Source organism: Kineosporiaceae bacterium (genome assembly GCA_016713225.1).
Classification (GTDB): Bacteria; Actinomycetota; Actinomycetes; order Actinomycetales; family Kineosporiaceae; genus JADJPO01.
Map to the genome: position 1 here is coordinate 273761 of JADJPO010000005.1, position 23975 is coordinate 297735.

General features: G+C 68.2%; 22 protein-coding genes, 1 other RNA gene and 3 pseudogenes. 8 read left to right on the forward strand and 18 right to left on the reverse strand.

The annotated features are described in order from the left end of the window. Positions 1-87: 87 nt before the first annotated feature. The 4 genes from IPK24_20105 to IPK24_20120 form a co-directional block, all read right to left on the reverse strand. Positions 88-645: a hypothetical protein gene (locus tag IPK24_20105; GenBank protein MBK8077794.1), complete on the reverse strand. Its 558-nt coding sequence runs from the start codon at positions 643-645 to the stop codon at positions 88-90. Between the two features lie 293 nt (positions 646-938). Beyond that, complete coding sequence (locus tag IPK24_20110) at positions 939-1823, reverse strand: TerD family protein (protein ID MBK8077795.1); 885 nt, start codon at positions 1821-1823, stop codon at positions 939-941. Continuing rightward, the gene (locus IPK24_20115; protein MBK8077796.1) at positions 1820-2062 is read right to left on the reverse strand and encodes a hypothetical protein; all 243 of its coding nucleotides are present in this window, start codon (positions 2060-2062) and stop codon (positions 1820-1822) included. The genes IPK24_20110 and IPK24_20115 overlap by 4 nt, the downstream gene beginning before the upstream one ends. A gap of 43 nt (positions 2063-2105) precedes the next feature. Then, positions 2106-2573: a hypothetical protein gene (locus IPK24_20120; protein MBK8077797.1), complete on the reverse strand. Its 468-nt coding sequence runs from the start codon at positions 2571-2573 to the stop codon at positions 2106-2108. Between the two features lie 272 nt (positions 2574-2845). Here IPK24_20120 and IPK24_20125 point away from each other — a divergent pair, with 272 nt between their 5' ends. Beyond that, positions 2846-3421, forward strand: a complete 576-nt coding sequence (locus IPK24_20125; protein MBK8077798.1) for a TerD family protein — start codon at positions 2846-2848, stop codon at positions 3419-3421. Positions 3422-3450: 29 nt separating this feature from the next. Here IPK24_20125 and IPK24_20130 read toward each other — a convergent pair whose 3' ends face one another. Genes IPK24_20130 through IPK24_20150 form a run of 5 tightly spaced genes read right to left on the reverse strand, consistent with a single transcriptional unit; the run spans position 3451 to position 8232 of the window. Beyond that, positions 3451-4239, reverse strand: a complete 789-nt coding sequence (locus IPK24_20130) for a hypothetical protein (protein MBK8077799.1) — start codon at positions 4237-4239, stop codon at positions 3451-3453. Further along, positions 4236-5363, reverse strand: a complete 1128-nt coding sequence (locus IPK24_20135; GenBank protein MBK8077800.1) for a cysteine protease StiP family protein — start codon at positions 5361-5363, stop codon at positions 4236-4238. The genes IPK24_20130 and IPK24_20135 overlap by 4 nt, the downstream gene beginning before the upstream one ends. Before the next feature lie 9 nt (positions 5364-5372). Then, positions 5373-6071, reverse strand: a complete 699-nt coding sequence (locus IPK24_20140) for a response regulator transcription factor (GenBank protein ID MBK8077801.1) — start codon at positions 6069-6071, stop codon at positions 5373-5375. Positions 6072-6082: 11 nt separating this feature from the next. Beyond that, a complete protein-coding gene (locus tag IPK24_20145; GenBank protein MBK8077802.1) occupies positions 6083-7270 on the reverse strand; it encodes a hypothetical protein in 1188 nt (395 codons plus the stop codon). Further along, a complete protein-coding gene (locus IPK24_20150) occupies positions 7267-8232 on the reverse strand; it encodes a hypothetical protein (protein MBK8077803.1) in 966 nt (321 codons plus the stop codon). Before IPK24_20150 ends, IPK24_20145 begins: the two co-directional genes overlap by 4 nt. A gap of 613 nt (positions 8233-8845) precedes the next feature. Between IPK24_20150 and IPK24_20155 the strand changes: the two genes are divergently transcribed. Together IPK24_20155 and IPK24_20160 are read left to right on the forward strand one after the other, a co-directional pair. Continuing rightward, positions 8846-9919, forward strand: coding sequence for a cutinase family protein (locus IPK24_20155; GenBank protein MBK8077804.1), 1074 nt, complete (start codon positions 8846-8848; stop codon positions 9917-9919). Between the two features lie 103 nt (positions 9920-10022). Continuing rightward, positions 10023-10784, forward strand: coding sequence for a CHAP domain-containing protein (locus tag IPK24_20160; GenBank protein ID MBK8077805.1), 762 nt, complete (start codon positions 10023-10025; stop codon positions 10782-10784). A 403-nt stretch (positions 10785-11187) separates the two neighbouring features. On the opposite strand, the pseudogene IPK24_20165 reads toward IPK24_20160, so the two are convergent. The 4 genes and pseudogenes from IPK24_20165 to IPK24_20180 all read right to left on the reverse strand — a co-directional run bounded on the left by IPK24_20165 (position 11188) and on the right by IPK24_20180 (position 16098). Then, positions 11188-11907 (reverse strand): annotated as a pseudogene (locus tag IPK24_20165) (IS256 family transposase). A gap of 131 nt (positions 11908-12038) precedes the next feature. Next, on the reverse strand, positions 12039-13496 hold the full coding sequence (gene ltrA / locus IPK24_20170; GenBank protein MBK8077806.1) for a group II intron reverse transcriptase/maturase: 1458 nt from the start codon (positions 13494-13496) through the stop codon (positions 12039-12041). Between the two features lie 591 nt (positions 13497-14087). Further along, a pseudogene (locus IPK24_20175) lies at positions 14088-14582 on the reverse strand (transposase). Between the two features lie 313 nt (positions 14583-14895). Next, entirely contained in the window at positions 14896-16098 is a 1203-nt protein-coding gene (locus tag IPK24_20180) for a tyrosine-type recombinase/integrase (protein ID MBK8077807.1), read from the reverse strand. A 170-nt stretch (positions 16099-16268) separates the two neighbouring features. Between IPK24_20180 and IPK24_20185 the strand changes: the two are divergent. Then, positions 16269-16556: pseudogene (locus tag IPK24_20185) on the forward strand (ATP-binding protein). A gap of 49 nt (positions 16557-16605) precedes the next feature. Here IPK24_20185 and IPK24_20190 read toward each other — a convergent pair. Continuing rightward, the gene (locus tag IPK24_20190) at positions 16606-16908 is read right to left on the reverse strand and encodes a hypothetical protein (protein MBK8077808.1); all 303 of its coding nucleotides are present in this window, start codon (positions 16906-16908) and stop codon (positions 16606-16608) included. Positions 16909-17036: 128 nt separating this feature from the next. Between IPK24_20190 and rnpB the strand changes: the two genes are divergently transcribed. The 3 genes from rnpB to IPK24_20205 all read left to right on the forward strand — a co-directional run bounded on the left by rnpB (position 17037) and on the right by IPK24_20205 (position 19096). Continuing rightward, positions 17037-17433, forward strand: an RNA gene (gene rnpB / locus IPK24_20195) — RNase P RNA component class A. Between the two features lie 123 nt (positions 17434-17556). Beyond that, complete coding sequence (locus IPK24_20200) at positions 17557-18429, forward strand: hypothetical protein (protein ID MBK8077809.1); 873 nt, start codon at positions 17557-17559, stop codon at positions 18427-18429. 352 nt (positions 18430-18781) lie between these two features. After that, entirely contained in the window at positions 18782-19096 is a 315-nt protein-coding gene (locus IPK24_20205; GenBank protein MBK8077810.1) for a hypothetical protein, read from the forward strand. A gap of 56 nt (positions 19097-19152) precedes the next feature. On the opposite strand, the gene IPK24_20210 is transcribed toward IPK24_20205, so the two are convergent. From IPK24_20210 to IPK24_20225, 4 genes are all read right to left on the reverse strand, one after another. Continuing rightward, the gene (locus IPK24_20210; protein ID MBK8077811.1) at positions 19153-19935 is read right to left on the reverse strand and encodes an ROK family protein; all 783 of its coding nucleotides are present in this window, start codon (positions 19933-19935) and stop codon (positions 19153-19155) included. Further along, on the reverse strand, positions 19905-20807 hold the full coding sequence (locus IPK24_20215) for a two pore domain potassium channel family protein (GenBank protein ID MBK8077812.1): 903 nt from the start codon (positions 20805-20807) through the stop codon (positions 19905-19907). The genes IPK24_20210 and IPK24_20215 overlap by 31 nt, the downstream gene beginning before the upstream one ends. Before the next feature lie 107 nt (positions 20808-20914). Next, on the reverse strand, positions 20915-21826 hold the full coding sequence (gene map / locus IPK24_20220; GenBank protein MBK8077813.1) for a type I methionyl aminopeptidase: 912 nt from the start codon (positions 21824-21826) through the stop codon (positions 20915-20917). Between the two features lie 58 nt (positions 21827-21884). After that, positions 21885-23627, reverse strand: a complete 1743-nt coding sequence (locus tag IPK24_20225; protein ID MBK8077814.1) for a hypothetical protein — start codon at positions 23625-23627, stop codon at positions 21885-21887. A gap of 98 nt (positions 23628-23725) precedes the next feature. On the opposite strand from IPK24_20225, the gene IPK24_20230 reads away from it, so the two are divergent. Beyond that, positions 23726-23929 carry a methionine aminopeptidase gene (locus tag IPK24_20230; GenBank protein ID MBK8077815.1) on the forward strand — a complete coding sequence of 68 codons (204 nt, stop codon included), beginning with the start codon at positions 23726-23728 and terminating at the stop codon, positions 23927-23929. Positions 23930-23975: the final 46 nt, after the last annotated feature.

Below are 23975 nucleotides of genomic sequence, written 5' to 3' on the forward strand. Positions count from 1 at the left end.
CTTCCTCTCGAGTGATCTACGCCGCAGCCCGATGCTGCCGCGATCACCATAGACCGAGCGTTGCTCAGATCTCGGGAAAAGTGGTAATCACCAGATGATGCGGCCGAACGCATGAGCAACGGCAAGGCGTTCGGGCTGGATCGGAGGCAGGTTGCGGGCGCTACGCAGGACCAAAGCCCCGTTGACAACATGGCCGAGAGCGAGTGCGACGGCCAGCCCGGGGGGTGAGTCGAGACCCGGTGAGCGCAGAAGCAGCCGAAATCCCGAAGACGTCACCAACTGGAGTGTCGAGTCGGTGCCGCGGTCGAGCCCGTTCACTCGGTAGAGGATGAATCTGCGCCACATCGACACGTGCCGGAGCGTCAACACCAACTTTTCGTGATTGATGGTGGCCAGGATCGCCCGGTCGTGCTCGACCCGAGCTGGGTTTGAGGTATCGATCCAGCCCTGGCGATGGTCGGCGAATTCCCAGAAGCACCCGAGGAGGTTCCCACCGGACTGCCACGAGACCGTCAAGGTCCCGATCCCCGATCGCACCCGGTCCAGTTGCACAACCGGGTTGGACGCCCCGAGCAGGATCTCGTGCTCCCCTGCGACCGGGATGCCGTCGACCAGGGGAGCCAGGGCGTCGGTCCTGGTGCCCACGTTCGTCAGACGACCGGGTGGCGACGGCACCTCGGCGCGCTCGTGCGGCCTGATCGGTTGACGGCCTGGGGCCGGACCGAGGGGCTGCGTGGGGGGCGGCCAGTCCAGGTCGAGTGACGAGGTGGCACCCACCGGACCCACTGGTGTCGGAGGCGCTGCCGGTGGGGCAACCCGGCCTGCGCGTGGCGTCGGTTGGGTTGGTTCCGGGTCGGGGGCGGGTGCCGGTCGCGGGCGAGTGCGTCGACGCAGCCACTCCGGGGCCGGTTGGCCGAGGGCCTGAAGGTCGGAGAGCGTCACCAGGTGACACCGAAGTCGTCGGCCAGGGCAGCCAGTCCTTTGACGTAGCCCTGCCCGAGGACCTTGAGCTTCCAGAACCTGCGGTCACGGTAGAGCCAGCCGAGTACCGCCGCGGTGTTGCGGCCGAGGTCGCCGACCAGATTCACCGATTGGGCCAGTACCGCGCTCCTGCTGTCGTCAACTGCGCGGATCCGACACCCACGCAGTTGCCCCAGGTGGCGGTTGCGGCCTGCACTCGGGTCGATGATCAGGGCGAACACGATTCGCGAGACCTCGTCCGGCACCCGTTCGATGTCGATCACGACCTGCTCCTGATCCGAACCCAGGGCATGTTCCAGGTCGCGGACCGAGAGCTGGTCGTCGAGCATCTGGTTGTGGAAGACGACGCTTCGCTGGGATGTCACCCTTCCCGTTCCGTCGCAGAGCAGGGTGAGCGGGACGATGGCGTCGGACAAGGTGGCGTCACTGCCGGCGTCCCAGGCCAGGGAGATCACCAGCTGCGTCATGTGGGGGTTCTCTCGGGTGAGGGCGGCGTTGCCGCCCGAGGGCAGGTCACGCATCACAGGTCCAGGTCGCGGTGGGCATACCGATCCTCGAGAAAGCGGCCGTGCACCTAGGTGGCGGCGAACCAGACCGGAGACAAGGATCCGAGCCTCTGAGCCGGCGTCGTCCGCGAGCAACAGGTCCACCCGGTCGAGGAGCAGCATGGCCAGCACCGAGGCCCGCGGTGGGAGGACGTCACCGTGCATCTCCACGAGCCGGCGGGCCAACTCGGCGTCGTGGCGCAGCGCGGGTACATCCAACGTCTCGCCGGGAGGCTGAGCCGGTGCCTCGCCCTCGGGTCCGATGATCCGGCGCAGCCGCCCGAGGATGCCGCTCATCGAGGACCGTCCGGCATCACTCCGGGGACGCTCTGGCGAGCACGACGCAACGCCTCAAGATCGCGCAACAGCGCGGCGAACGTGCGTCCCACGTCTTCCATGGTCGCATTCAGGCTCGCGGTGCGCAGCGCCGTCCGCAGCCCGGATTCGGCCGTGGCCAGCTCGGCGTTCACGGCGGTCGTGCCGAGGCGCAACGTCTCGCAGGCCAGCAACGTCTGAGCGAGGGCCGCTTGCTGCACGCGCAATTCGAGCAGCCGATGTCGGACGCTCGACGCGGCGACATCAGCGTCCGGTCAGTCGCTCGAACAACACCTCGCAGGCGACGATGTAGCGGGCCGTCGACTCTTGGACAGAGCCCAGCTCGGACGCCGCCACGTCGATCGCGGCGATGTCGCCCAGGGATGCGTCGCGCCATGCGGCGTGGGCGACTCCGAACCGCTCTTCGAGCCGACGCCACGAGGCCGCGTCGGGCGGGCGAGAGCTCGAGGCGGAGCGTCCGAGGCGTGACCACCATGGGGCGGGGCTGTGGGCGCTGGCCCGCCGTATCTCGGCCACGACGTCGAGGAAAGCCTGCTGGGCGCCGGCGGAGTTGGATGCGGACAAACGACGGGCCAGGGCGCTCACGGCCCGCGCCGAGGCCGCGACGGCTGTGTGTCCCAGGTGTTCGAGGCTGGCGAGCTCTTCGCTCGCTTCGGGCGAGTGCGGCGTGAGGGAGAGCAGCCGATCGGCCAAGGCCTGGGCTTGAGCCACCGCCCCAGGCTCGCGATTCAACGGTCCTCCTGGCATGTCCCGTCGGGTTCGGCATGTAGTCAACGCAGTATCGCAAGAGCAGGGCCTCTGCCGAGCCCACGTGATGTTCACCACACTCGGATGCTCGTGGTCCTCCGCGGCCGAATCGGCCCGAACAATGCGCGCCACCTCTAGGCTGCTCATGGACGTCGTCTGACGACGTTTGGGAGACATTCCTGGAGTTGTTTCAGCGACAATCAGCGAAAGAGCGCCGGTAAACAGGAGGAAACGTCGTGTCGATCTCCCTTACCAAGGGTGGCAGCATCAGCCTGGCCAAAGAGGTACCTGGGCTTGCCCGGGTCGCTGCCGGTCTGGGCTGGGAGTCCCGCAGCACCTCGACCGCGGACCTGGATGCCTCGGTCATCGTCTGCGACGCCAACGGTCGATGCCTGAGCGAACAGTGGTTTGTCTTCTACGGCAACCTCAGGTCGCCCAACCTGGCTGTCGAGCACATGGGCGACGAACTCGTGGGCGGGGACGGGGCACAGGACGACGAAGAGATCCGGGTCGATCTGGGACTGCTGCCCGCCGAGGCACAGCGCCTCGTATTCGTCGTCTCGATCTACGACGCCGACGTTCGTCGACAGAACTTCGGCCAGGTGCAGCGTGCCTACATTCGTATGGTCGACGCCGCGAGCAACCGTGAGATCTTCCGCTACGACCTCGCCGAGGACTACAGCACCGAGACCTCGATGGTGTTCGGCGAGCTCTACCGACTGAACGGCGACTGGAAGTTCCGCGCCGTCGGGCAGGGCTACCAGGGGGGCCTCGCTGCGGTGATCAAGGACTACGGTCTCAACGCCAACTGACCCGTACCGGCCTGACCCGGACGACTCGTTCATCCGGTTGTTCGATCGGCGAACCATGCCATGATCTCGGCGCCTCCGGCCGGCCCGGATGCGGCGGTGACGGCCCAGCCGGCCGGCGCCGTGCGCTCGGTGGTCAGATGTTCCCGGTGGAGCAGGGAGCCGGCCGGTGAGCGGCTCTCGTGCGCCCGACTCAGCAGCCCCAGGTCCAACCCGGAGTCGCCGGCTGCCCGAAATGCCTCGACCCCCAAGCGCTGTGCGGCCCGATCCCACAGTTCGCCCTTGTCGACCACCAGTGGCAGCAGCGTTGCCCGTCGTCCCTCGGGGCTCAGCCGCCATCCTCGATCGGCGATCAGTCGGGAGGCCTGGTCAACCCAGTCGCTCAGGTCGCCTGTGGCGACGGAAATCTGGGCGAAGCGATCCGATCGCAGCTGGCAGACGGGACTGCGCAGGTGTGCCAGGGCGACGTCCAACAGGTCGAGCACTTCGGCCAGGGGCGCACTGGTCGCTGCCACTTCGGCATCGACCATGGCTGTCCAGTCAGGGTCGGGTTCCCGACCGGCGGGCAGGAACCGCCAGCCATTGTCGACCAGTGCAGGCGGTGACCCCGGCAGCTGCATCCGGGTGTATTGGACGATGGTGCGGGTGGTGACGACCGCGAGACATCCCTCGTCGGTGAGCGATTCGAACGCCTCTGCCGCGCGCCGGTCGAGGACGCCGATGCGCCCGTTGGGGTAGCGGTCGACCACCACCTGGCCGGGCTCGGCCTGGGCCGCGGTGAACACCAACGTGCCGTCGAGGTCGGTGACGGCGTCGATCACCCGCGGACCTGGGCAATGAGACCGACGGCGGCGTACGGCAAGTGCTCATCGACGGTGACGTGCACCCCGAGGGTGTCCGCGAGTCGCCGCAGGTGCCTGACCCGTGGGTCATCGATCGAGCGCAGCAGCACCTCGTGTGGTGATCGGCGCAGCAGCACCCGAGTGGTCTCGCCGATGCCAGGCTTGATCAGGTTCAGGTCGGTCATCCCCCTTCGCTCGGCGATCCGGGTCACGGCCTCCCAGCCCCGCCAGTCCGGCGCCGGACCGAGCTGCTCGGCCCGGCGCCCGACGACAACGTGCGCGAGCTGGGTCGTGACCGCATCCAGGAAGAACGTGCTCTGGTCATGGTGGGTCAGCTCCCGGTAGAACTTGGCGCCGTGAAACTGCCCTGGGCCGAGCGAGGCGTTGTGGACCGTGCGCGAGACGAGTCCACTGACGGTGGCGTTCAGACAGGCCGAGGGGATCAGGATGTCGTCCGTGGTGCCGTGTAGCGCTGTGCATCGACCCGGGTCGGCGACGACGGCGAGCTGAGGGTCGAGCGAGCCGGTGGCGCCGGGCCGGGCGTTCGCCTCGCGGACCGAAGTGGCCAATTGGCGTGTGATGGCCCCTTTGCCGGTCCACCCATCGACGAACACGATGTCGTCGAGGCGATGGTTCGCCGCGAGCCACCGCAGCGCGACCGGGTCGAGACCCTTGTCCCGAATGATCGACATGGTCAGGTGCGGGACGTCCAACCCGTGTCGGATGCGGAACCAACGTCGCGCCAGGATGCCGAGCGGGGTTCCTGCCCGGGCCAGGCTGACCAGGACCGGTTGTGATGTTCGGTGGGCCAGGATGCGATCCCCCAGGATGCCCACGGCTTCGGCGACACCGGGCGCCCACGCAGTCGTCAACTCTCGAAAGAGCACGACATAGTCCTGGTCCGGTCTGAACTCCACGGGCAAGGACTCCGAGTAGTGTGCCCGCCCGGACTGGATGGCTCGTTCCCGATCGCGCTGGGGCGCCTCCAGGGCCACCGCGCTCAGGTCGGTGAGCAGCCAGCGCACGTCGCTGGCGGCGTAGGACCCGAAAGCGGGACCGACGAGGGGGTCGGGGAGCAGCAGGGAGCCGGGCCGAGTGGGCATCTCTGCCGCTCAGCCCTCGTCACCGTTGCGGTGGCCATCGTCGGCGCCGGCCTGGACCTCCATGTCACGCAGTTCGTCCAGCGTGATCAGACCGTCCTCCAGCGCCCGGGCGATCAGCGAGCTCTTGGTCTTGGCCGGGCGCCCCACCAGGGCATAGCGCAATCGGGCTCGGTCGACGTACGTGCACACGGTGCGCGGTGACACGTTCAGTTGCTTGGCTGCCTTGGTCTTCGAGGACGAGCCGAACCAGGCCCGGAGCGCGGCCACCTCTCGGTCGGTGAGTTTGGGACGTGAGGGGTCGTCGTCCACCGCGAGGGCTCCACCCAGCGAGGGTGGCGTGGTGGCTCTGTCCTGGGCGGCGCGTCGAACGGCCTCGACCAGGAAGTCGCGTCCTTCGGCCTTGGTCACGTAGGCCATGGCTCCGAGCCGAATACACGCCACGGCGATGTCGTCGCGGGTGTGCTGAGTGAAGACGACCACCCGTCGGTCCTTGTCGACGAGCTGGCGAAGTGGAGCGAGGTCGGGGGTACCGTCGACGACGGCGGGACCGTTCAGGGAGAGGTCGAGGATGACCACATCGGCCGCCGCCCCGGGGCCGGTCCACGCCACTCCCAGTCGGGCTGACCATCCGACGAACTCGATGGGCGGTTCGGCCTCTTGGCACCACAACCGAACCCCGGCCGCCACGACGTCGTGGTCGTCGACCATCACCGTCGTGATCACGCGATCGTCCACCGGGCCTCCACCCACGTCTCGCCACCTTCGTCGTCGCCCTCGTCATTGTCGCCGTCGACGACGAACAGCTGCACCCGATCATGGCGGGCGAAGCGGGCAGCTCGCAGGTCGAGCTCAGTGGCGTCGGCCACGACGCCGACGGCCAGCTCCGCGTGAGTGCCCAGCACCGTGACCCTCGCACGCGTGTGTGCCGCCGTGAGCGCTGCCAGCGGCGCATCGAGCAGTGCCCGGCGTACCTCGACAGGTGGTTGTGACCAGGTGCCCAGGGTCTGAACCGTCACCTCGACACCGTGCCGCTCGGCGACGTCGGCGCCCTGGCGTAGTTCGTGCATCAACGGATCCGCAGAGACGTCGGTCTCGGCGAACAAACGACGCATCCGGGCAGCTTCGATCCGGCAGGCCCGCTGCGGCCGTTCGTCGAACGGGTCGAGTGTGCCATTGGCCAGACCACGGAGCAGAGGTGCAGCGGATTCGTAGAGCCCAGCGAAGCGGCACTGGCGTTGTGCGTGTAACTCTTCCGAGGCTGCCTCGGCCGTCCTGATTTGTTCGGCCTGCCAGGCAGCGGCGTGGGCGCGCTGCCCGACCGAGCGCATGAGGCTGCCGGCGATGGCCATGGCGAGCGGGTAACCCAATGCACCCATCGACCCGCAGAGCAGATCGAGCAGCGAATCGCGCGGCGCCGGCGATCGAGTGGCCACGATCATGATGGAGAACACCTCGTGGGCGCCGAGCAGCAACAGCAGGGATCTCGGACGCTTGAGGCACAGGATGACGAATACCCAGCCCAGGGTGCCGAAGGTCCAGTCCCCGGCAGTGGCCACCATGCCGGGCGGCATCGCGGCCTGCGCCACGCATGAGGCCACGAGCGCCATCGCCCCGGCCGAGCCGCTGAGCCGACCCCAGCTGCGGTGGCGCAGGATCAGCCACCATTCTCGATAGATGACCGTGCTGATGGCCGACCAACACGCCACTTGGACCCAAGAGCCGACCCTGCCCTGATAGTCGGACCAATGTCGCACCATCCCGCCGGGAATCAGGACAACGGTGGTGGCGATCAGCAGGGAAGCCCAGCGCAGGCCGCGGACCAACCGGTGGCGGGTCTGTGCCAGGCCGGCGGGATCGGCGACGGCAGGGTCGAGGAACAGGTCCCCGGCGAAGGGTGTGGCGCTCATGCGGGCCATGTCAAGGTGACCCGGGTGCCCTCGCCCGGTGTAGAGGCCACGTGGGTAGAACCGCCGATGGCTGTCATCCTGCCTTCGATCGACCCGGTGAGGCCGCGCCGGGTGGGCGGCACCGTCGACCGGGTGAAGCCGACTCCGTCGTCTTGGATGACCACGTGCACCTGATGCGCCGCCACGTCCGACAGATAACCGAAATCTATTCGGGCCGAACGGGTTCCCGCATGACGTAACACGTTGAGCAGGGCCTCTCCGGCTGCATCGGCGAGCGTGTGAGCGGGCAGTGCAGCGAGCGGCAGATGGTGCGGACCTCTCAGCTGGACGTCGAGACCGCTCACCTCCAGCACCTGGCGGAGCAGCGCAGCCAGGTCGCCCTGAGGCGGGAGCCGCCGCTCGTGCAAGGCTTCGAGGACGGCAAGGTCTCGCGCGGCGCGCTGGGGCAGGACCTCTTGGATCGCCGCCGCCGCGCCAACCCCCACCATGAGAAGTGTCGAGGCAGCCGTGTCGTGCAACGCCGCGTTGATCGCCTGCTGATCCGCCCGAACCTGTTCGGCGACGGTGCGGTTGCGGAAGGCATCCTGGGTCGCAGTGAGGGCGGAGTCGGCGTTGCCGGCGGCCCAACTGAGCGAAAGCCACAGGATGCGCGCGAGCACGCCGACAATGATCGTCCAACCGGCTGTCACCAGACCGTCCGAGACGGAGGCGGCGGGCAGGCCCCACGCGGTCCCGATGGTCGCCGAGGCGCCGACCGCGATCGTTGCGGCACCGGCGGGTTGCCAGCGTTCGGAGAATTGGTAGCCGACGCACGCGAAGGTCTGGAAGGGTACAGCCCAGGACTTGCCGCTCTGGAGCCACTCCGGTGCCACCAGAACAGGAATCGCCAGGCCGAGAGCGCTCAGCAGGCAAGCGTCAACACCAGTTGCCCACGTGGGGGCAGATCGGTACAGAAGCAGCATGTAGCCGATAGTCCAGACGGTCAGGACAACCCAGGTTGCGGCGACTCGCTGGTGCATCACCGGGTTCGAGGCGCTGACGAGGGCGGCGACAGCGGTGACGGGCAGGGTGAGCAGGCGGATCCCGATCGTGTACCGGCGTCCGACGACATCCAGCTCCGCGGCGACGGATCCGGTCCTCGCTCGGGGGCGAGAACGCATGGCAGGCAGCAGGGCACGCAGGAACGAGGGCATGGCCGACTCGTTCACGACGCCCTCTGCGGACCTGTCCATCGTGCACTCCCGAACCATCGGTGCCGCCGGTGTGCGGTTGCGCCACCGATCCTCACGCTATCTGTCCGATCTCGACGGATTGAGGGTCGATCGACGGACACGGAGCGTGGTTCGGAACAGATGAGATGAGCCAGGCGTCGCCGGGACGCCGCGATCGGTCCGAGTGAGCGGGCAGAGAGGACGGCGCATCGTGATCCGTCACCGGAAGATCCGAGGGGCATCGTCGGGAAGCCTCGGCTCGGGCTTCCCTCACACCCACAGGGGCGCCCGGCGCCTGGGGCGCTGGAGCGGGGTTCCGCTGGCCTGTCTGAGCGTCGTCCTGGTCGTCTGCTCTGGACTCTCGGTGACCGCTCCGGCGCAGGCCTTGGCCAAGGATTGTCGCCAGGTGCTGCTCTTCGGGGCCAGGGGGTCGGGGCAGAAGGCGAACGACCACCGTGGCCTCGGCACCCAGGTGGCCAATGTGCTCGACCGCGTGTCCACCGCTCTCGCCGGTCGTCGAACCACGACCGAGAAGGCCCTGGACTACGACCCCAACAACGTTGCCGTCCTGGCCAAGCCGCTCGGGATCGGCCTCTACCAGTACATGGCGAACCTCGGCTTCGGCGTCGACCTCGCCTACAGTGAACTGACCCTGCGCAAGATCACCTGTCCGTCCGAGCGGATCGTGCTGGCCGGGTTTTCGCAGGGCGCCATGGTGATGCACCGGGTGGTGCAACGACTCGCCGCCAAGGGGCAGAGCGCGATCCTGGCCCGGATCGACGGCGTGATCCTGCTGGCGGACGGCGACCACATCCCGCATGACAATGTCAACATCTATGGCACGGCAAGCGCTGCTGCCCGGGGGATCGGCATCGTCAATCGTGGCGTGTCGAGGTCGAGCACCACACCCTTTCCCTCGTGGGGCAGATCGCGCGTTCACAGTGTGTGTTCCGCGCGAGATGTCGTGTGCGATCACCTGGCATCGGTCGCGACCGGGCTGATCCCCGGCATTGCCACGCACGTGGGCGCCGCCTACCTCGGTGCCCACGCAAACATCACCCAGCCCGTCGGCGCGGTGGTCCGCACGCTGATCGCCTCCTCCGCGAGCGGATCTGCTCCCGCGGCACCGAAGCCGCAGCCGGCCCCCGCCACCGCCCACTCGGAGCAATCGGGCTCGCTGGGGTCGCCCACGTTCCTGAACCCGACAAACGCCGCCGGCGCCGGACCACGCGTCGCTGCGATGTCGACGGTGCAGGTCAGCTGCAGGGTGTATGCCCCGGCCATTGCCAGCGCCAATCCGGACGGCTGGTGGTACCGGATCGCCAGTTTTCCCTGGTCGAACCAGTACTACGCGGTGGCCAACACCTTCTGGAACGGGGATATCCCCGGGCGATTGCCCTACACGCACAACACCGACTTCGGCGTGCCGGTCTGCTGATCCTCACCAAGTTCTCGGCCCCGATCAGGAGGGGAGGGGCATTCGAGGCGACAGCGAACGGCACGCCGGGACAACCCCACGAAGCACACGATGGAGGATTCTGATGACGAACAGTGCAGTAGGTCGCTCGTCGACCGCCCGATCACTGCTCACCCTGCTTCTGGCAGGAGCGGCGGTGATCGGGGTCGCGCCCGGGGCACAGGCCAGCGGCAACGGTCGGGTGATCGCGAGCCCGTGCCTGAACTTCCGGTCCGCTCCCACGGGCAGCAGTGGGCTGCTGGGCTGTATCCCGGTCAACACCAACATCGTGATCGATTGCACCGCAGGGGGAACCACGGTCTCGGGGCCGTACGGAGCGAGCAACCTGTGGGACCACACCACCTATGGCGGCCGTCCGGGTTACGTGAGCGATGCCTGGGTGTACACGGGAACCGCTGCGGCGGTGGCACCGTCCTGTACCTACGCTCCCGTCCCCGCGACGGCGGGACGGGCTGTCGGCGTGAAGCGCTTCTTCAACAGCGGAGCGGCCGGCAACTGCACCTGGGGTGCGTATTACCAGTGGTACCAAGGGCGCGGCTACTACCCGGCCCTCACCGGCAATGCCAAGGATTGGGCCGCATCGGCGCGGCGCCAGGGGTGGACCGTGGTCGCCGATGCGCAACCGCGCTCCATCGTGGTGTTCCAGCCCCGCGTGTACGGCGCTGACGCTGGGGCCGGGCATGTTGGCTGGGTCACCTCCACGCAGCGTCGCGCGGACGGTCTGTACGTGACATTCCTCGAGATGAACGGCACCGCTGGACTGGGCCGTTGGGACCAGCGCACGGTGAAGGACATCGCCGGGATGTCGTACATCTTGGCGCCCTGAGGAGGTCGTCAAGGCTCAGGTTGGGATCACGCCTAGTAGCCAGGTGCGAGCTGTGTGTGGGTGGATCTGGTCGTTAGGGCAGCCGTTTCCCTACGCGGCGATCTTCACGGTGCTCTCGGCCGCCGTGGAGATCGTCGTGCGTGGATGTGGCGCGCCGTCCGGGCCGAATCGGCGCGCTGTTCCTGGTGACTCACGTCAAGATGCCCGCTTGGGGTGAGTCGTTGACTCATCGGTGGATGCCCGCGGGGCCTGGGGCGGTTTGATCTTGGTTTTGGACAGGTAGACGGCGTTGGCCTTGGCGCGGCGTTGGATGCTGCCGCGGCGGCGGGCCAGCTCGAGCAGGCTGGCCTGGACGGCGGCGATGGAGACTGTGCGGGCAACGGTGTAACCGGCGGTTGTTGATCTAGAGGTTAGCGGTGGGCATGCGGTCGGCGAAGACGATCGCCAGGACGTTCAGGACGGGCTTCCAGCGGGTCATCCAGCGCTGTTGTCCGGTGCCCTTGGGGTCCAGGCTGCGGGTGGTCAGGTACAGGGTCTTCAGGGCAGCGTTCTCGCTGGGGAAATGACCCCTGGCATCCACGGCCCGCCGGTAGCGGGCATTCAGCGACTCGATCGCGTTCGTGGAACACAACACCCGACGGATCTCGATGTCGTAGTCGAGAAACGGAATGAATTGTTCCCACGCGTTGCGCCACAATTTCGGGATCGCGGGGTATGTCTTTCCCCATTTCTCCTCCAGGGACTCGAACGCCGCCCACGCTGCTTTCGCGTTCGGGGCGGTGTAGATGTCCTTGACGTCCTTGGCCAGTTCACCCCAGTACCGTTTGGAGGCGTACTTGAACGTGTTCCGGATCAAATGGATGATGCAGGTCTGCACGACCGTGTCGGGGAAGACGACCCCCACCGAGTCGGGCATGCCTTTCAGGCCGTCACAGACCAGGTAGAAGATGTCGACCACGCCCCGGTTCTTCAGCTCGGTCAGGATGCCCAGCCAGAACTTCGCCGACTCCCCGTGCCCGGGCGTGCCGGCCCACAGGCCCAGGACATCCCGACGGCCGCGCAGGTCCACCCCGATCGCGGCGTAGAAGGGCCGGTTGGCGACCTGCCCGTCACGGACCTTCACGTGGTGAGGTCGGGCCGCAGCGCGGTGCCGGTCTTACGACTCGGTCCGTTTCTGCGGCCCGCCTCCCGAACCGGACGTGCGACTCTCACCGCATCCGGCTCTCCGCGGGTCCCCGTGGGTTCGGGGGGTGCTCAGGCTGCGGTTGGCCAGGGCGAGGGGATCTGCGCACCCCGGTACCGGTAGCGGGTGGTGCCCGCGTCGGTGGGGTTGAACAGGATCACCTCGCCTTGTCTGGGCCACCAGCGCCGGTCGCAGTAGCGGCGGCGTAGTTCCTTCCAGGTGATCCGACGGTGTCGCCGACGCAGCCGGTGCATGATCTGGCGCCAGATGAAGGCGCGCAGATACCGGAACGTCTGGAACGACACGCCGGGCCGGAAGTAGGTGGTCCAGCCGCGCAGCACCGAGTTCAGTTGGTGCAGCACGATGGCCAGGTCCAGGTTCAGGTCCTGCCGACAGATCGTCTTGACCTTGCCCGTGATCGAGGCTAGTGCCTTCTTCGACGGGTAGTTGTAGACGAACCGCCGGGTGTCTCCCTTGCGGCGGTGGCGTTGGATGCGCCAGCCCAGGAAGTCCAGTCCCTCGTCGATATGCGTGATCAACGTCTTGGCCTGCGACAGGCGCAGTCCCATCGGCGCCAAGACCGCTGCTGCCTGCTCGCGCAGGGCCTCGGCGTGCGAACGATCGCCGTGGACCAGGATCACGAAGTCGTCGGCGTACCGGACGAACCTCCACGTCCCGAGTCCCTTCTTGCGGCGCTGCTCGCGTTGCCATCGGCTCCAACCGCGCCACTGGGCGTCGAAGTGCTCATCGAGCACGCTCAGGGCGATGTTGGACAACAGCGGGGAGAGGATCCCGCCTTGCGGGGTGCCGGTGTCCGTTCGGCGCAGCCCGGTGTCCCGGCTGAGGATGCCCGCCTTCAGGAATGCCTTGACCAGCGCCAGCACCCGCTTGTCCGCGATCCGGTCCCGCACCCGCTCCATCAGCGCCGGGTGAGAGATCTCGTCGAAGCACGCCGTGATGTCGCCCTCCACCACCCACTCGTAGTTGCGTGGGTTGGACGTGAAGTGGCGCACCTCGGCGACCGCGTCGTGCGCACGCCTGCCAGGGCGGAACCCGTGCGAACACGGGCGGAAGTCCGCCTCGAAGATCGGCTCCAACACCAGCTTCAAGGAAGCCTGCACGACCCTGTCGGTCACCGTCGGGATCCCCAACCGGCGCCGCTGACGCGTGCCTGGCTTCGGGATCATCCGCTCCTTGACCGGCAACGGACGGAACGTGCCCGCCCGCAACGCGTCCCGCACCTCGGTGAGGAACGCGGTCGTGCCCCGTTCGGTCTCGACGTAGTAGGCCGTCTGGCCGTCCACGCCCGCCGACCGGGCTCCTTTGTTGCCCCGCACCCGATCCCACGCCACGATCAAGAACGCGGGATCGGCCACGAGGTTGAACAGGTCATCAAACCGGCGATGAGCATCACTCCTCGCCCACTGGTGCAGTTTGGTCTGGATCCCCAGTACCCGGGCTCGGGCCTGACCGAAGGACGGCCACACCTGATCCGGCGCACCGATGTTCACCGATGCCCCTCCTGGCATTCCAATCTCCTCCCTGCCGACTCACTGGTCTCCCTTCGCCCTGTGACCGGCTCTCCCGGCCGCCGACTACTACGAGACCTCCGCCCCACCGGTGACCATCAGCCGACGACGGACCTGCCCACCACCACGCTGGCCGCGCGGCAGCCGGGCGATCACCAATGGTTCCCACGTTCACTGCGTACCGATCGACGAGTCTGGCGCCCAGCTGCTATCCCGACAGCATCGCCACGACTACGCCGCAGGCCTTCACCGTGGCCTCCGGACCCGACGCAATCAGCCGAACCCGAAGTCAACCAACCACTACCGCACTGGTCGGTCGTGCGCTGCACCCCGGCCCACATCCACCAGATTCGAGCCGGTTCGTCGCTTACGAGACGTCAACGCTGGTTCCTGTTCGTACGCCCTCTCATCTCGCTAGCCGGACCCGCGCCATCTGGCAGTGCTGACACGTCCCGTCGTTGTCGAGGCTGCTTCCCACCCTCACCGGCGTCCCCCGGATCAGGCTGCCTCCAGCTTCAACCCAGCCGCTGCGACGGCCAGGCGGTGCAGGTCTTCCACCTCCACTCGGTAACACAGCGCCTCGTGGCGCACGATCGCGTCCACGAACACCGCCACGTAGTGGGAGGCCAGTGGCCGACTCGACCACTCGGTCATCTCCTCGATGACCCGCTCGGTGATCGTCGAGACGACACTCTTGGCGATACTGGCGCCGTAGACCTCCGCGAAATGCGCGCTGATCTCACCGGTGGTCAACCCCCGCGAATACAGCGACAACACGACCGCGTCGACATCACCCAGGCGCCGCTGCCGTTTCGCGACGATCACCGGTTCGAAACTGCCCGCCCGGTCCCGCGGGACCTCGATCTCGACCGGACCGACATTGTCGGTGAGCACCGTCTTGACCCGCCGACCGTCGCGGGAATTCCCGCCGTCACGGCCCTCGACGGCATGTTTCTCATAACCCAGGTGCGCCGTCATCTCCTCATCGAGCGCGGTCTCCAGCACCGTCTTCGTCATGATCTTCAACAAGCCATCCGGCCCGGTCAACGCCAGACCACGATCCGTGGCCGACTTCACCATCTCCCGGATCGCCGCCCGTTCGGCCTCGCCAGGCTTGCTGAGGGTCTTGTCGATCGTTCGTCCCAGGTCAGTCACGTCCTGGATCATCTCGGTCATCATCGGACCTTCCCGGCAGACACACTGGTCCACCCATCAGGCCAGTTACACCGAAGCTCGAACAGACCCTCCAGGAACGCGACGAAGGAGGGCAGCAGCCGCGCCGCGTCGGCCAGCTGATGCCCCAAGCCCTGACGCAACCTCAGGTAGTCCCGAAGTGCCTGGGTCAGCGGACTCACCGCCGATTCCACCATTGGGCTCTCCACTCGGCTCTTCGGCCCGTTCATCGGTCGGCTCCTGGCCAGGGCAACGCGATGCCACGCAGCGTGTCCAGGTCGACCTTGGCGTAGAGGGCAGTGGTGGCCAGGTCCTGATGACGCAGCACCTGACCAATCGCCCGCAGACCCGCTCCCTTGCGGAGTAGCTCACCAGCCAGCGCATGCCGCATCCGGTGCGGCCCGAACCGCCTGATGCCGGCGGCCAGACAGGCCCGCTCCACGACGTCGTTGACCAGGTCCGGGCGGATCGGCCGGCGCGGCGCGCGGCAGGTGAAGAACACACGCCGCGAGCCCTCGACCTGGCCACGCTCGACGAGGTAGGCGCTGAGGGCTTCACCGACCTCGCTGGGCAGGGGAAGCTTGTCCTGGCGGCGGGCCTTGCCACGCACCGTCAGCTCACCGCGGCGCCAGTCGATGTCATCGAGTTCGAGCCGGGCGACCTCGATCGAGCGCAGCCCGAGCCGTGCGACCAACAGCATGATCGCCCGGTTCCGGCGACCTTGCAGTGTGCTTACGTCGCAGCTGTCGATCACCGCTGCGACGTCGGCCGCGCTGACGATCACCGGGATGGACGCCAGACGCCAGCCCCCAACTGGCGGCACCGCGGCACCCAATCGCATCGGGAGCAGCTGGCGCAGATAGCAGAAGCGCAGCAGTGACCGAAGCTCCGCGACGCGGCCCTTCGCCGACCCGGCCGAGACCCGCGAGCACTCCCGCAGCAGGAACGCGTTCACGTCCGCGCCGGTCAGATCGCCGACCCGAAGTACTCCCTCGCGCAGGGCCTGCTCCGACAGGAACCGCCGAGCGGTCCTCTCATAGCGAAGGACTGTGCTCGCCGACAGGTTGCGTTCCTGGAACAGCCGCTGCCGGAACTCCACCAGCAGCAGGTCAAGCGCCGTGGGCTGCTCTTGCGGCGCCGGTGCGAGCAGGCCGCGCTCGTCCAGGAACGCCAGCAACCTACCTGTCCCGAGCCGCCCGGGAACGCCTCGTCGACCCAACGCCCGTCGCTGCGCGAACACCTCATCCACCAACGCGGCGTCGATGGTCGCGCCCGTCATCTCACGCTGCTGCAGCCAGACGCCAAGCTGCGACAGATTGCGCAACAGCGTCCGGACGGTGCCGGGCCTGAACCCCTGCTCGAGCAGCCACTGTCGATACGGCTCGATCTCAGCCGCCAACACCCCAGACTTGCGACGCGCGGTTCCCATCGGTGACCTCCTGCGAGAAGCACTCTGCTTCCCTCGAAGATCAACCCCGCCCTGTGACTATGCCGAGGACTCCATGCCCGGACCCGCGCTCCAGGAACGACCCCGGACCCTGTCCTCGGCATAGTCACGGGGTCGGTATAGGTCGATCTATGCGGATGTCCGCATAGTGCGACGAACTGGGCTACCTCCCACTGCCCGCCGAAGCCGCCTCCGCCCTGTTCCAGGTCGTCTCCCAGCGCTACTTGAAGACCAGCATCGTGATCACCACAAACCGCGGGGTCGGATCCTGGGGAGAAGTCCTCGGCGACACCACCGTCGCCGCCGCCATGCTCGACCGGCTCCTCCACAGATCCGTCGTCCTCACCCTCGACGGCGACTCCTACCGCCTGCGCGACCACCACGCCAGAGCAGACACCCTCCGCCGAACCGCCACCGGCACCCGCACACCACTACGCTGACCACGCCACCCAGGTGGGGAAAATCGACGAGCAACTCTGGCCAAGATCATTAAGCGCCATCAGCGGGTTGCAGCCGTTTACCGGTCGGGCCGTCCAGCACTGCCCAGCACGTCGCCAACGCCGTGATCGCTGCCTCGTCGTAGGTGTACACCGGTGCCCGTTTCGCCCGGGTCACGCCCATCGCTCGCCCGGCGACCGCGGCCCGGATCATCTTGCGGGCGTGGTCACGATGCCACCCGTTGACCGCCACCAGATGATCAAGGATGGCCGACTTCTCGACCTTGGTGGCCTTCGGCCACGCCGCCACCTGCGAGGCCAGCACCGCCCTGCGCTGCACCATGGTCAACCCCATCGAGCGAGCCTGACCCACGCGGGCATCCACCGATGAGTCAACGACCCCACCCACGCGGGCATTCGACGTGAGTCAACTCGCTGTCGACGTCCGGGGGAGCTTCTCGATATGGGTACGCTGGCCTCGGACGAGCCGGACGGGCGGCCGCGTCGAGCACGATCCCGCTGGTCGGGGGAGGGCTCGCCGAGGAAAGTCCGGACTCCACAGGGCAGGGTGGTGGGTAACACCCACCCGGGGTGACCCGCGGGACAGTGCCACAGAGAACAGACCGCCGGTTCGACCTCTCGGGGTCGGCGCCGGTAAGGGTGAAACGGTGGTGTAAGAGACCACCAGCGTGGCGGGTGACCGTCGCGGCTCGGTAAACCCCACCCGGAGCAAGGCCAGACAGGAAGCGTTCGAGGGCGGCCCGCCCGAGCTTCCGGGTAGGCCGCAGGAGGGCACCGGCAACGGTGTTCGTAGATGGATGGTCGCCATCCGCCGGGCAACCGGCGGATACAGAATCCGGCTTACAGTCCGGCTCGTCCGCTCACCAGTGACGCGAACGTCACCTCAGGAGAGGGGTATTCGGTCGCGCAGTCTCTTCCTGTGCCCGGGTGAATGCCCGACGATGTCGCCATGTCCCGGGCGCATCGACCGTGAAGCCGCACCATGGACCTGAATCTCGACCTGGCCGCGATCGCTGCCGCCACCGGCATGCAGCCGGACGATCCGGAGCGCGGCGCGTCACCCCCGCTGCACGAGCGGGGCGTACGTCTCGGCTGGCTCATCGGCTTTCTGAAAGAGGTCGACGCGCAGCGGCGGCTGATCGTCGACCGCCATGAGTCCCAGCGCCGCGCGAGCATTCACTTCGATTCGGTCCCGTGGCCCGAGGCGCTGCCCCCACAGGCCACCGGCGACCTCGACGGCGAGATCGTGGCGTTCGACGTCGTGCGCCCGATGACCAGGTGTGCCCAGGGGCCACTGTATGCGCGGGTGCCAGAGGAGCATCGCGGGCTCCCTGACCTGTTCGTCTCGCATGCGTGGGCGAACCCTCTCATCGGTGGCAGTGCCTTCACCTCGCTCTATGCCCTGTCGGGTCCGTATCGATCTCACGGGCCGGCGACCTTCGTGTGGCTCGATCTCGTCTGCTACAACCAGCACCGCCCGGAGGCGATCGCCGACGACATGCGGACCGTGATCCGCCATATCGGGCGGGTTGCGTTGCCGCTCATCAATCCCGTGCCGTTCACACGCCTGTGGTGCCTGTGGGAACTGCTCTGTGCGTTCACCACCAAGGCCGAGATCGAGGTGTGGGAGGCGAACGGATCGGTGTACGACCTCGGGTTCCTGGCCCGCACCTTCGAGGAGACGTTCGTGTCGGTGACCCACGCACGGACGCGGCTCGCGGCGGATCGGCAGCAGATTCTCGACGCCATGGTCGAGGCGTTCGGATCACTGGAGGCGGCAGATCGCTACGTGCGGCGCCTGGTGCTCGACCAGTTGTCGAAGGACTCGGACAAGCCGTGGAATCGGCCCGGCTGACCCGCGCCGGCGTGATCACATCCCGGCGTGATCACATCCTGTAGTCAGGCCCGGGACATGAGGCGGCCCCGCGTGATTACGGGGGGAGAATCACGCGAGGCCGTTGACACCTAAAGTACCTGTGATCTGCCTGTCGCGCAGACCAACTCGCCGAGTTGGTGAGCGGGTGTCGGGCTTCTGTCCAGTGCTGGCAGCAGCGATCGAGCGGTGAGACATCGTGACGCAGAGTCATGCAATGCCCAGCCTGTCGCGGTGGCACCTGGGCCGTGTGGGTGGCTGCCGGAGGGAACCGCTTGCCGCCCGCCCGACGATCTGATGCCGTGAGTCGTCGAGGACTCACGCCAGAGAACTCATGCAGCAGGCCACAGAGCGGGAGAACGACATGTCGACCCTGGAACGGCGCCAGGCGGCGCGGGCCAACCAGCGTGCCGCAGCGTTCGCCCGGTTTCAGATGGTCGGGGACGCCGAGGCCATGCAGGTGGTGCTGACCGAGGCCAGCGAGGACGAGTACGCGCGCCTGGCCTTCGTGACGGCGCTGGCCTCGCTGGCAGCCAGTACCGCGAGCACCGCGTTCGGACGCGACGGGGCGATGACCTACTTCCAGACCGTGGCCGCCAACAGCGCCGCCCTGTCGGAGGCCGACGACATCGACGACTACTTCAGCTGAGTCCGTCGAGCCGAGACCTGTTCAGCCGAGACCTGTTCAGCCGGGCTCAGTCGGGCCTAGCCGTGCTCGGCGGCGTACAGGGCCGCACCGACGATGCCCCCGTCGTTGAGCAGGCTGGCCGGCACGATCGGGGTCCGCAGGTTCAGCAGCGGCAGGAATTTGTCCGACTTCTTGCTCACCCCGCCGCCGACCACGATCAGGTCGGGCCAGAACAGGTTCTCGACCGCGGTGAAGTAGCGCTGCAGCCGCTTGGCCCATTTCACCCACGACAGTTCCTCGCGCTGGCGGGCGCTGTCGGCAGCCCGGGACTCGGCGTCGAAGCCGTCGACCTCGATGTGGCCCATCTCGGTGTTCGGCACCAGTTCGCCGTCGCAGATCAGAGCGCTGCCGATTCCGGTACCCAGCGTGACCACGATCACCACGCCCTTGACGCCCTTGGCGGCTCCGTACCGGGTCTCCGCCAACCCGGCGGCGTCCGCGTCGTTCAGGACGACGACCGGCCGGCCGAGGCGTTCGGTCAGCAGCGCGTCGACGTCGGTGTCGACCCAGGCCCCGTCCACGTTCGCCGCCGTGCGGGCCACACCGTGCTGGATCACGGCGGGGAAGGTGACGCCGATGGGCAGGCTTCCCGCGCGATCGGCGAAGTGGCTCACGAGCGTGCTCACGGTGTCCGCCACCGCGGCCGGGGTGGACGGCTGAGGGGTCGGGATCCGTAGCCGGTCCTCCCGGAACGTACCGGCGGCCAGGTCCACGGGAGCACCCTTGATACCCGACCCGCCGATGTCGATCCCGAAACCCACACCGCGGGTCACCCGGCGTCCTGCCGCACTCGTGGCCATGCCGCCCCGGTCCCTTCCGTCGTCCGTTCGCTGGGCAACCCTATAGAGGCCTGCCCGTCGAGGGCAGTCGCGCCGGCTCTCAGGAGGCCACCAGGGCCACCTCGAACCCGGACGCGGTGCGCAGCACCACCCGTTCCGGCACGGCGGCCGCCAGCTCCAACGTCGGCACGCTGCTCGTCGGGGCCGGGTTCTCGATGCGGTGGAATCCGTGCCTCAGCGCCTCGCGGGCGATCCGTGCCAGCCGGTCCTGGCGGCCGGCGCCGAAGGTGAGCCGGCCCTGGACGCCGACCGGCGTCGTCCAGGGTCTGATCGCCAGGCGCATCCGAGTGCCGCCCTGCGCCCAGCCCATGCCGGCGTCGTCCGCGGCCGGGTGCCAGCCCAGCCGGGCCAGCAACCAGGTCAGCGAGGCGGCACAGTCCGAGTCGGGCACGCTGACCAGCACCTCCTGCAGGCCGGCCGGCTCCCGCGGCGTGCGGGCCCCGATCGCGCGCCGCCTGCAGCATCTCGATCTCACTGGTCTGCTGGCTCTCGACGTGCCGCACTGCCTCTTCGAGTCGGGCTGCGAAGCGATAGCCGAAGCCGAAGGCGACCATCGCGGCGACGGCACCGATGATGGCGATCCCGGTCATCATCACCAGGACGGCGATCATGCGGCCGCCGATGGTCACCGGGAAGTGTTCCCCGTAGCCGACGGTGCAGACGGTGACGACCGCCCACCACAGAGAGTCATGCCACTCCCGAAGGTTGGCCTCGGGATGGTCTCGTTCGAAGTACCAGACCGCGGTGGCGCCGCCGAGCACGACCACCATCGACAGGGCCGTCAACCCGACGGCCCACCGCACCAGGTGGACCCATGGGGACGCCTTCTTCACGGTGCGTATTCTGCTCATCCGTCCGGCGTTTAGATAGGGCTCGAGCCGCTCTGGTCTCCAACCTCGCTCGGGGCGGGTCCCGTGGGTCAGGTCAGGGTCAGGTCAGGTCAGGTCAGGGTCAGGGTCAGGATCTCCGCGCCGGTGTCGGTGACCAGGATGGTGTGCTCGAACTGCGCCGTCCGGCGCTGGTCCCTGGTGACGATGGTCCAGCCGTCGTCCCAGCAGACCCAGTCGTGCGTGCCCAGGGTGAGCATGGGCTCGACGGTGAAGGTCATCCCCGGCTCGATCACCGTGTCGAACAACGGCGCGGCGTCGTAGTGCGGGATCACCAGGCCGGAATGGAACGCCGTCCCGATGCCGTGGCCGGTGAAGTCGCGCACCACGCCGTAGCCGAACCGCTTGGCATAGGAGGAGATCACCTTGCCGATCACGTTGATCTGCCGCCCCGGCGCGATCGCCTTGATGCCGCGCATCATCGCCTCGTGGGTGCGTTCGACCAACAGTCGCGACTCCTCGTCGACCTCGCCGACCAGGTAGGTGGCGTCGGTGTCACCGTGTACGCCGAGGCCGTCGACCACCAGGTAGGCCGTGATGTCGATGTTGACGATGTCGCCGTCGGCCAGCACCGTCGAATCCGGGATGCCGTGGCAGATCACCTCGTTGACGCTGGTGCACAACGACTTCGGGTACGGCGGCGCCGTGCCGTTGCCGGGGTAGCCCAGCGTCGAGGGATAGGCGCCGTGGTCGAGCAGGAACTCGTGACCGATGCGGTCGAGTTCGTCGGTGGTCACCCCCGGCGCGATGTGCTCGGCGGCCGCAGCCATGGCCTGGGCCGCGATCCGGCCGGCCTGACGCATCGCCGCGATGGTCTGTTCGTCCTTGACCTCCGAGCCGACAAAACGGTCGGCCTGTTTCTTGCCGACATACGGGGGCCGGGTGATCGAGGCCGGGACGGCGCGCAGCGGGCTGATCGCCCCCGGCGTGAGCGGGGGACGGCGGGCGCCGGTCGCAGCGGTCATGCGGGGGATTCTAGGCCGGGGCCGGTCGGCCGTCGTCGCGACGGATCACCGGCGGCGATCACCACACCGTCTGGTAGAGCTCCGCTTCGGCGTTCAGGTAGGCCACGAGGTCCGTCACGTCGTGCTGGCTGGTGATCGGGGCGAGCTCGGTGGCCAGGACCTCACACCCGGCCGCCTCGTACACCACCGGTCGGTCCGACGACAGGCCGCCGTGGAGCACACCGGTGCCCACCGGGGGCAGATCGGCCACGACTGCGGTCGGGGCGAGGTCGAGCACGGCGATCGGACGCCGGTCGTGCTCATCAGCCGCGGTCTGGGCGAAGAGCAGCGCCCGAACCTCGCCGGCATCGGTGACGAACAGTGCGTGGCGCACCGTGGTGGCCCGCCCGGTCCGCCGGGCACGACGGGCTGCGCGGCCCGGGCGGATCAGTTGGCTCAGGACCAAACCCGCCCCGCCGAGGGCTGCCCCGATCAGAACCGTGGCTGCTGCCGCCCAGAGTCGGTGACCCGCGTTCGGGGATGCCGCGCGAACCCACTGCGGCCGGGCGGTGGCGTACTCGATGGCCAGGGTCTCGGCGGGTTCCCGGGACCAGCCGTGGACGACGACGCTGGTCTCGACCTGCTCGCCGGACTCGGTGGTGAAACCGATGCGAAGCTCCTCCAGGGCCGGAGGGTACGTGGTGAGCACCGAGACCACGGTGGCCTCGGCGGGCCGGGTCTGCATGAGCTCCGTCATCGCCCCGGTGAAGGCCGGCCAACCGGCAAGGATCAAGAGGATCGGGATCAGCCACACCGTGCTCGCCTTCAGCGGGTCCCGCCAACGGCGCAGCCGATCACCGATGCGAGGCGCGCACCCGACAACTCGGTCAACCTCGGCACGGGCGGTGGCCGCCGCCCAGGTGAGATCTCTCGACTCCCACGGTCGCGGCTCGGCACGCGACCGGGCCGGCACCGGCTGGGTGGGCGGATCGATGGGGAGCCCTGCGGTGCGCAATGGGTCCTCCCGGCGCCAGGCCCACATCCGCCAGGGCACCGCCGCCAGAGCCAGCAACAGCCCGCCGCCGAGGAACGAACCGACGAAGAGCAGTGCGTCCAGGCGGATCGGCACGTCCGGCAGCCCCGGTGCCGGAGTCACCACCGTGGTCTGCGTCCGGCCCCCGAGGCAGCCGGATTCCCTACGACGTTCGACGCCGAGGTAGGGATCTGTCCAGACCGCCTCGCACCCCTCGTCGCCGGCCACGACCTGTGCGGTGGACATCGTTCCGGTGAGCAACAGCCCGGCCAGAACAGCGAGCGGCACCGCAGTCAGGATCGTCACGACAGCAGGCCAGGTCCGCCACGGCCGCGGCCTCCCGCTGGTCGCATTCACCTGGCCGCGGCGCACCTGGGTCACCGATCGCGTCAACAGCTCGCGGAGCAGGGGAGCGTCCGTTTCGCCCACGGCCAATGCGACGGGCGTGCCGTTGCCGTCCTGGCACAGCAGCATCCGGGACAGGTCGTCATCGCTGGTCTCGGCTGTGCCGGCCAGCCGGACCCGGGTGAGCTGTAGTCCGACGTGGGACAGATCGATCTGCCTACCCGAGCGCAGCGTGAAGCTGATCTGATCGCGGCTTACTGTGAGGCGACCCCGTTGCGCTCGGATCGGGTAGGGCGCCGTCGCACCACGTAGCGCGGCGGCGCATCGAAGGGTGCCGGTGGCTGCGACCCGGTGTCGGCGGCGGAGCGTGACCAGGTGGGAGGCACCGATGACGAGGCCCACGAGGGCAAGCCCTGCCGCTACCCCGAGTAGCCAGTCGAGCATCCGTCGCTCCCGTTCATGGAGGCACCATTGTGACCGCAGCTCGGCGCTGCGGTGGCGGCATCGTCACGACCGCGAGACAGGTCACCTAGAGTGCCGACATGGAGCAGCCACAGTTCTGGTTCAACGTCACGACCGGTCAGGTCGAGACCGAGGAGAACAAGTCTCGCGGGGAGGTCCTGATGGGTCCCTACCCCACCTTCGAGGCGGCCTCCCGGGCGCTGCAATCGGCGCGTGAGCGGACCGAGAAGTGGGACGAAGACGATCGGCGCTGGCGGGGCGACGGGGACGGCGAAGGCGCCTGACCGACCCACGGCGGCGCGCCGGAGCCGAGATCACGGAATGACCTCG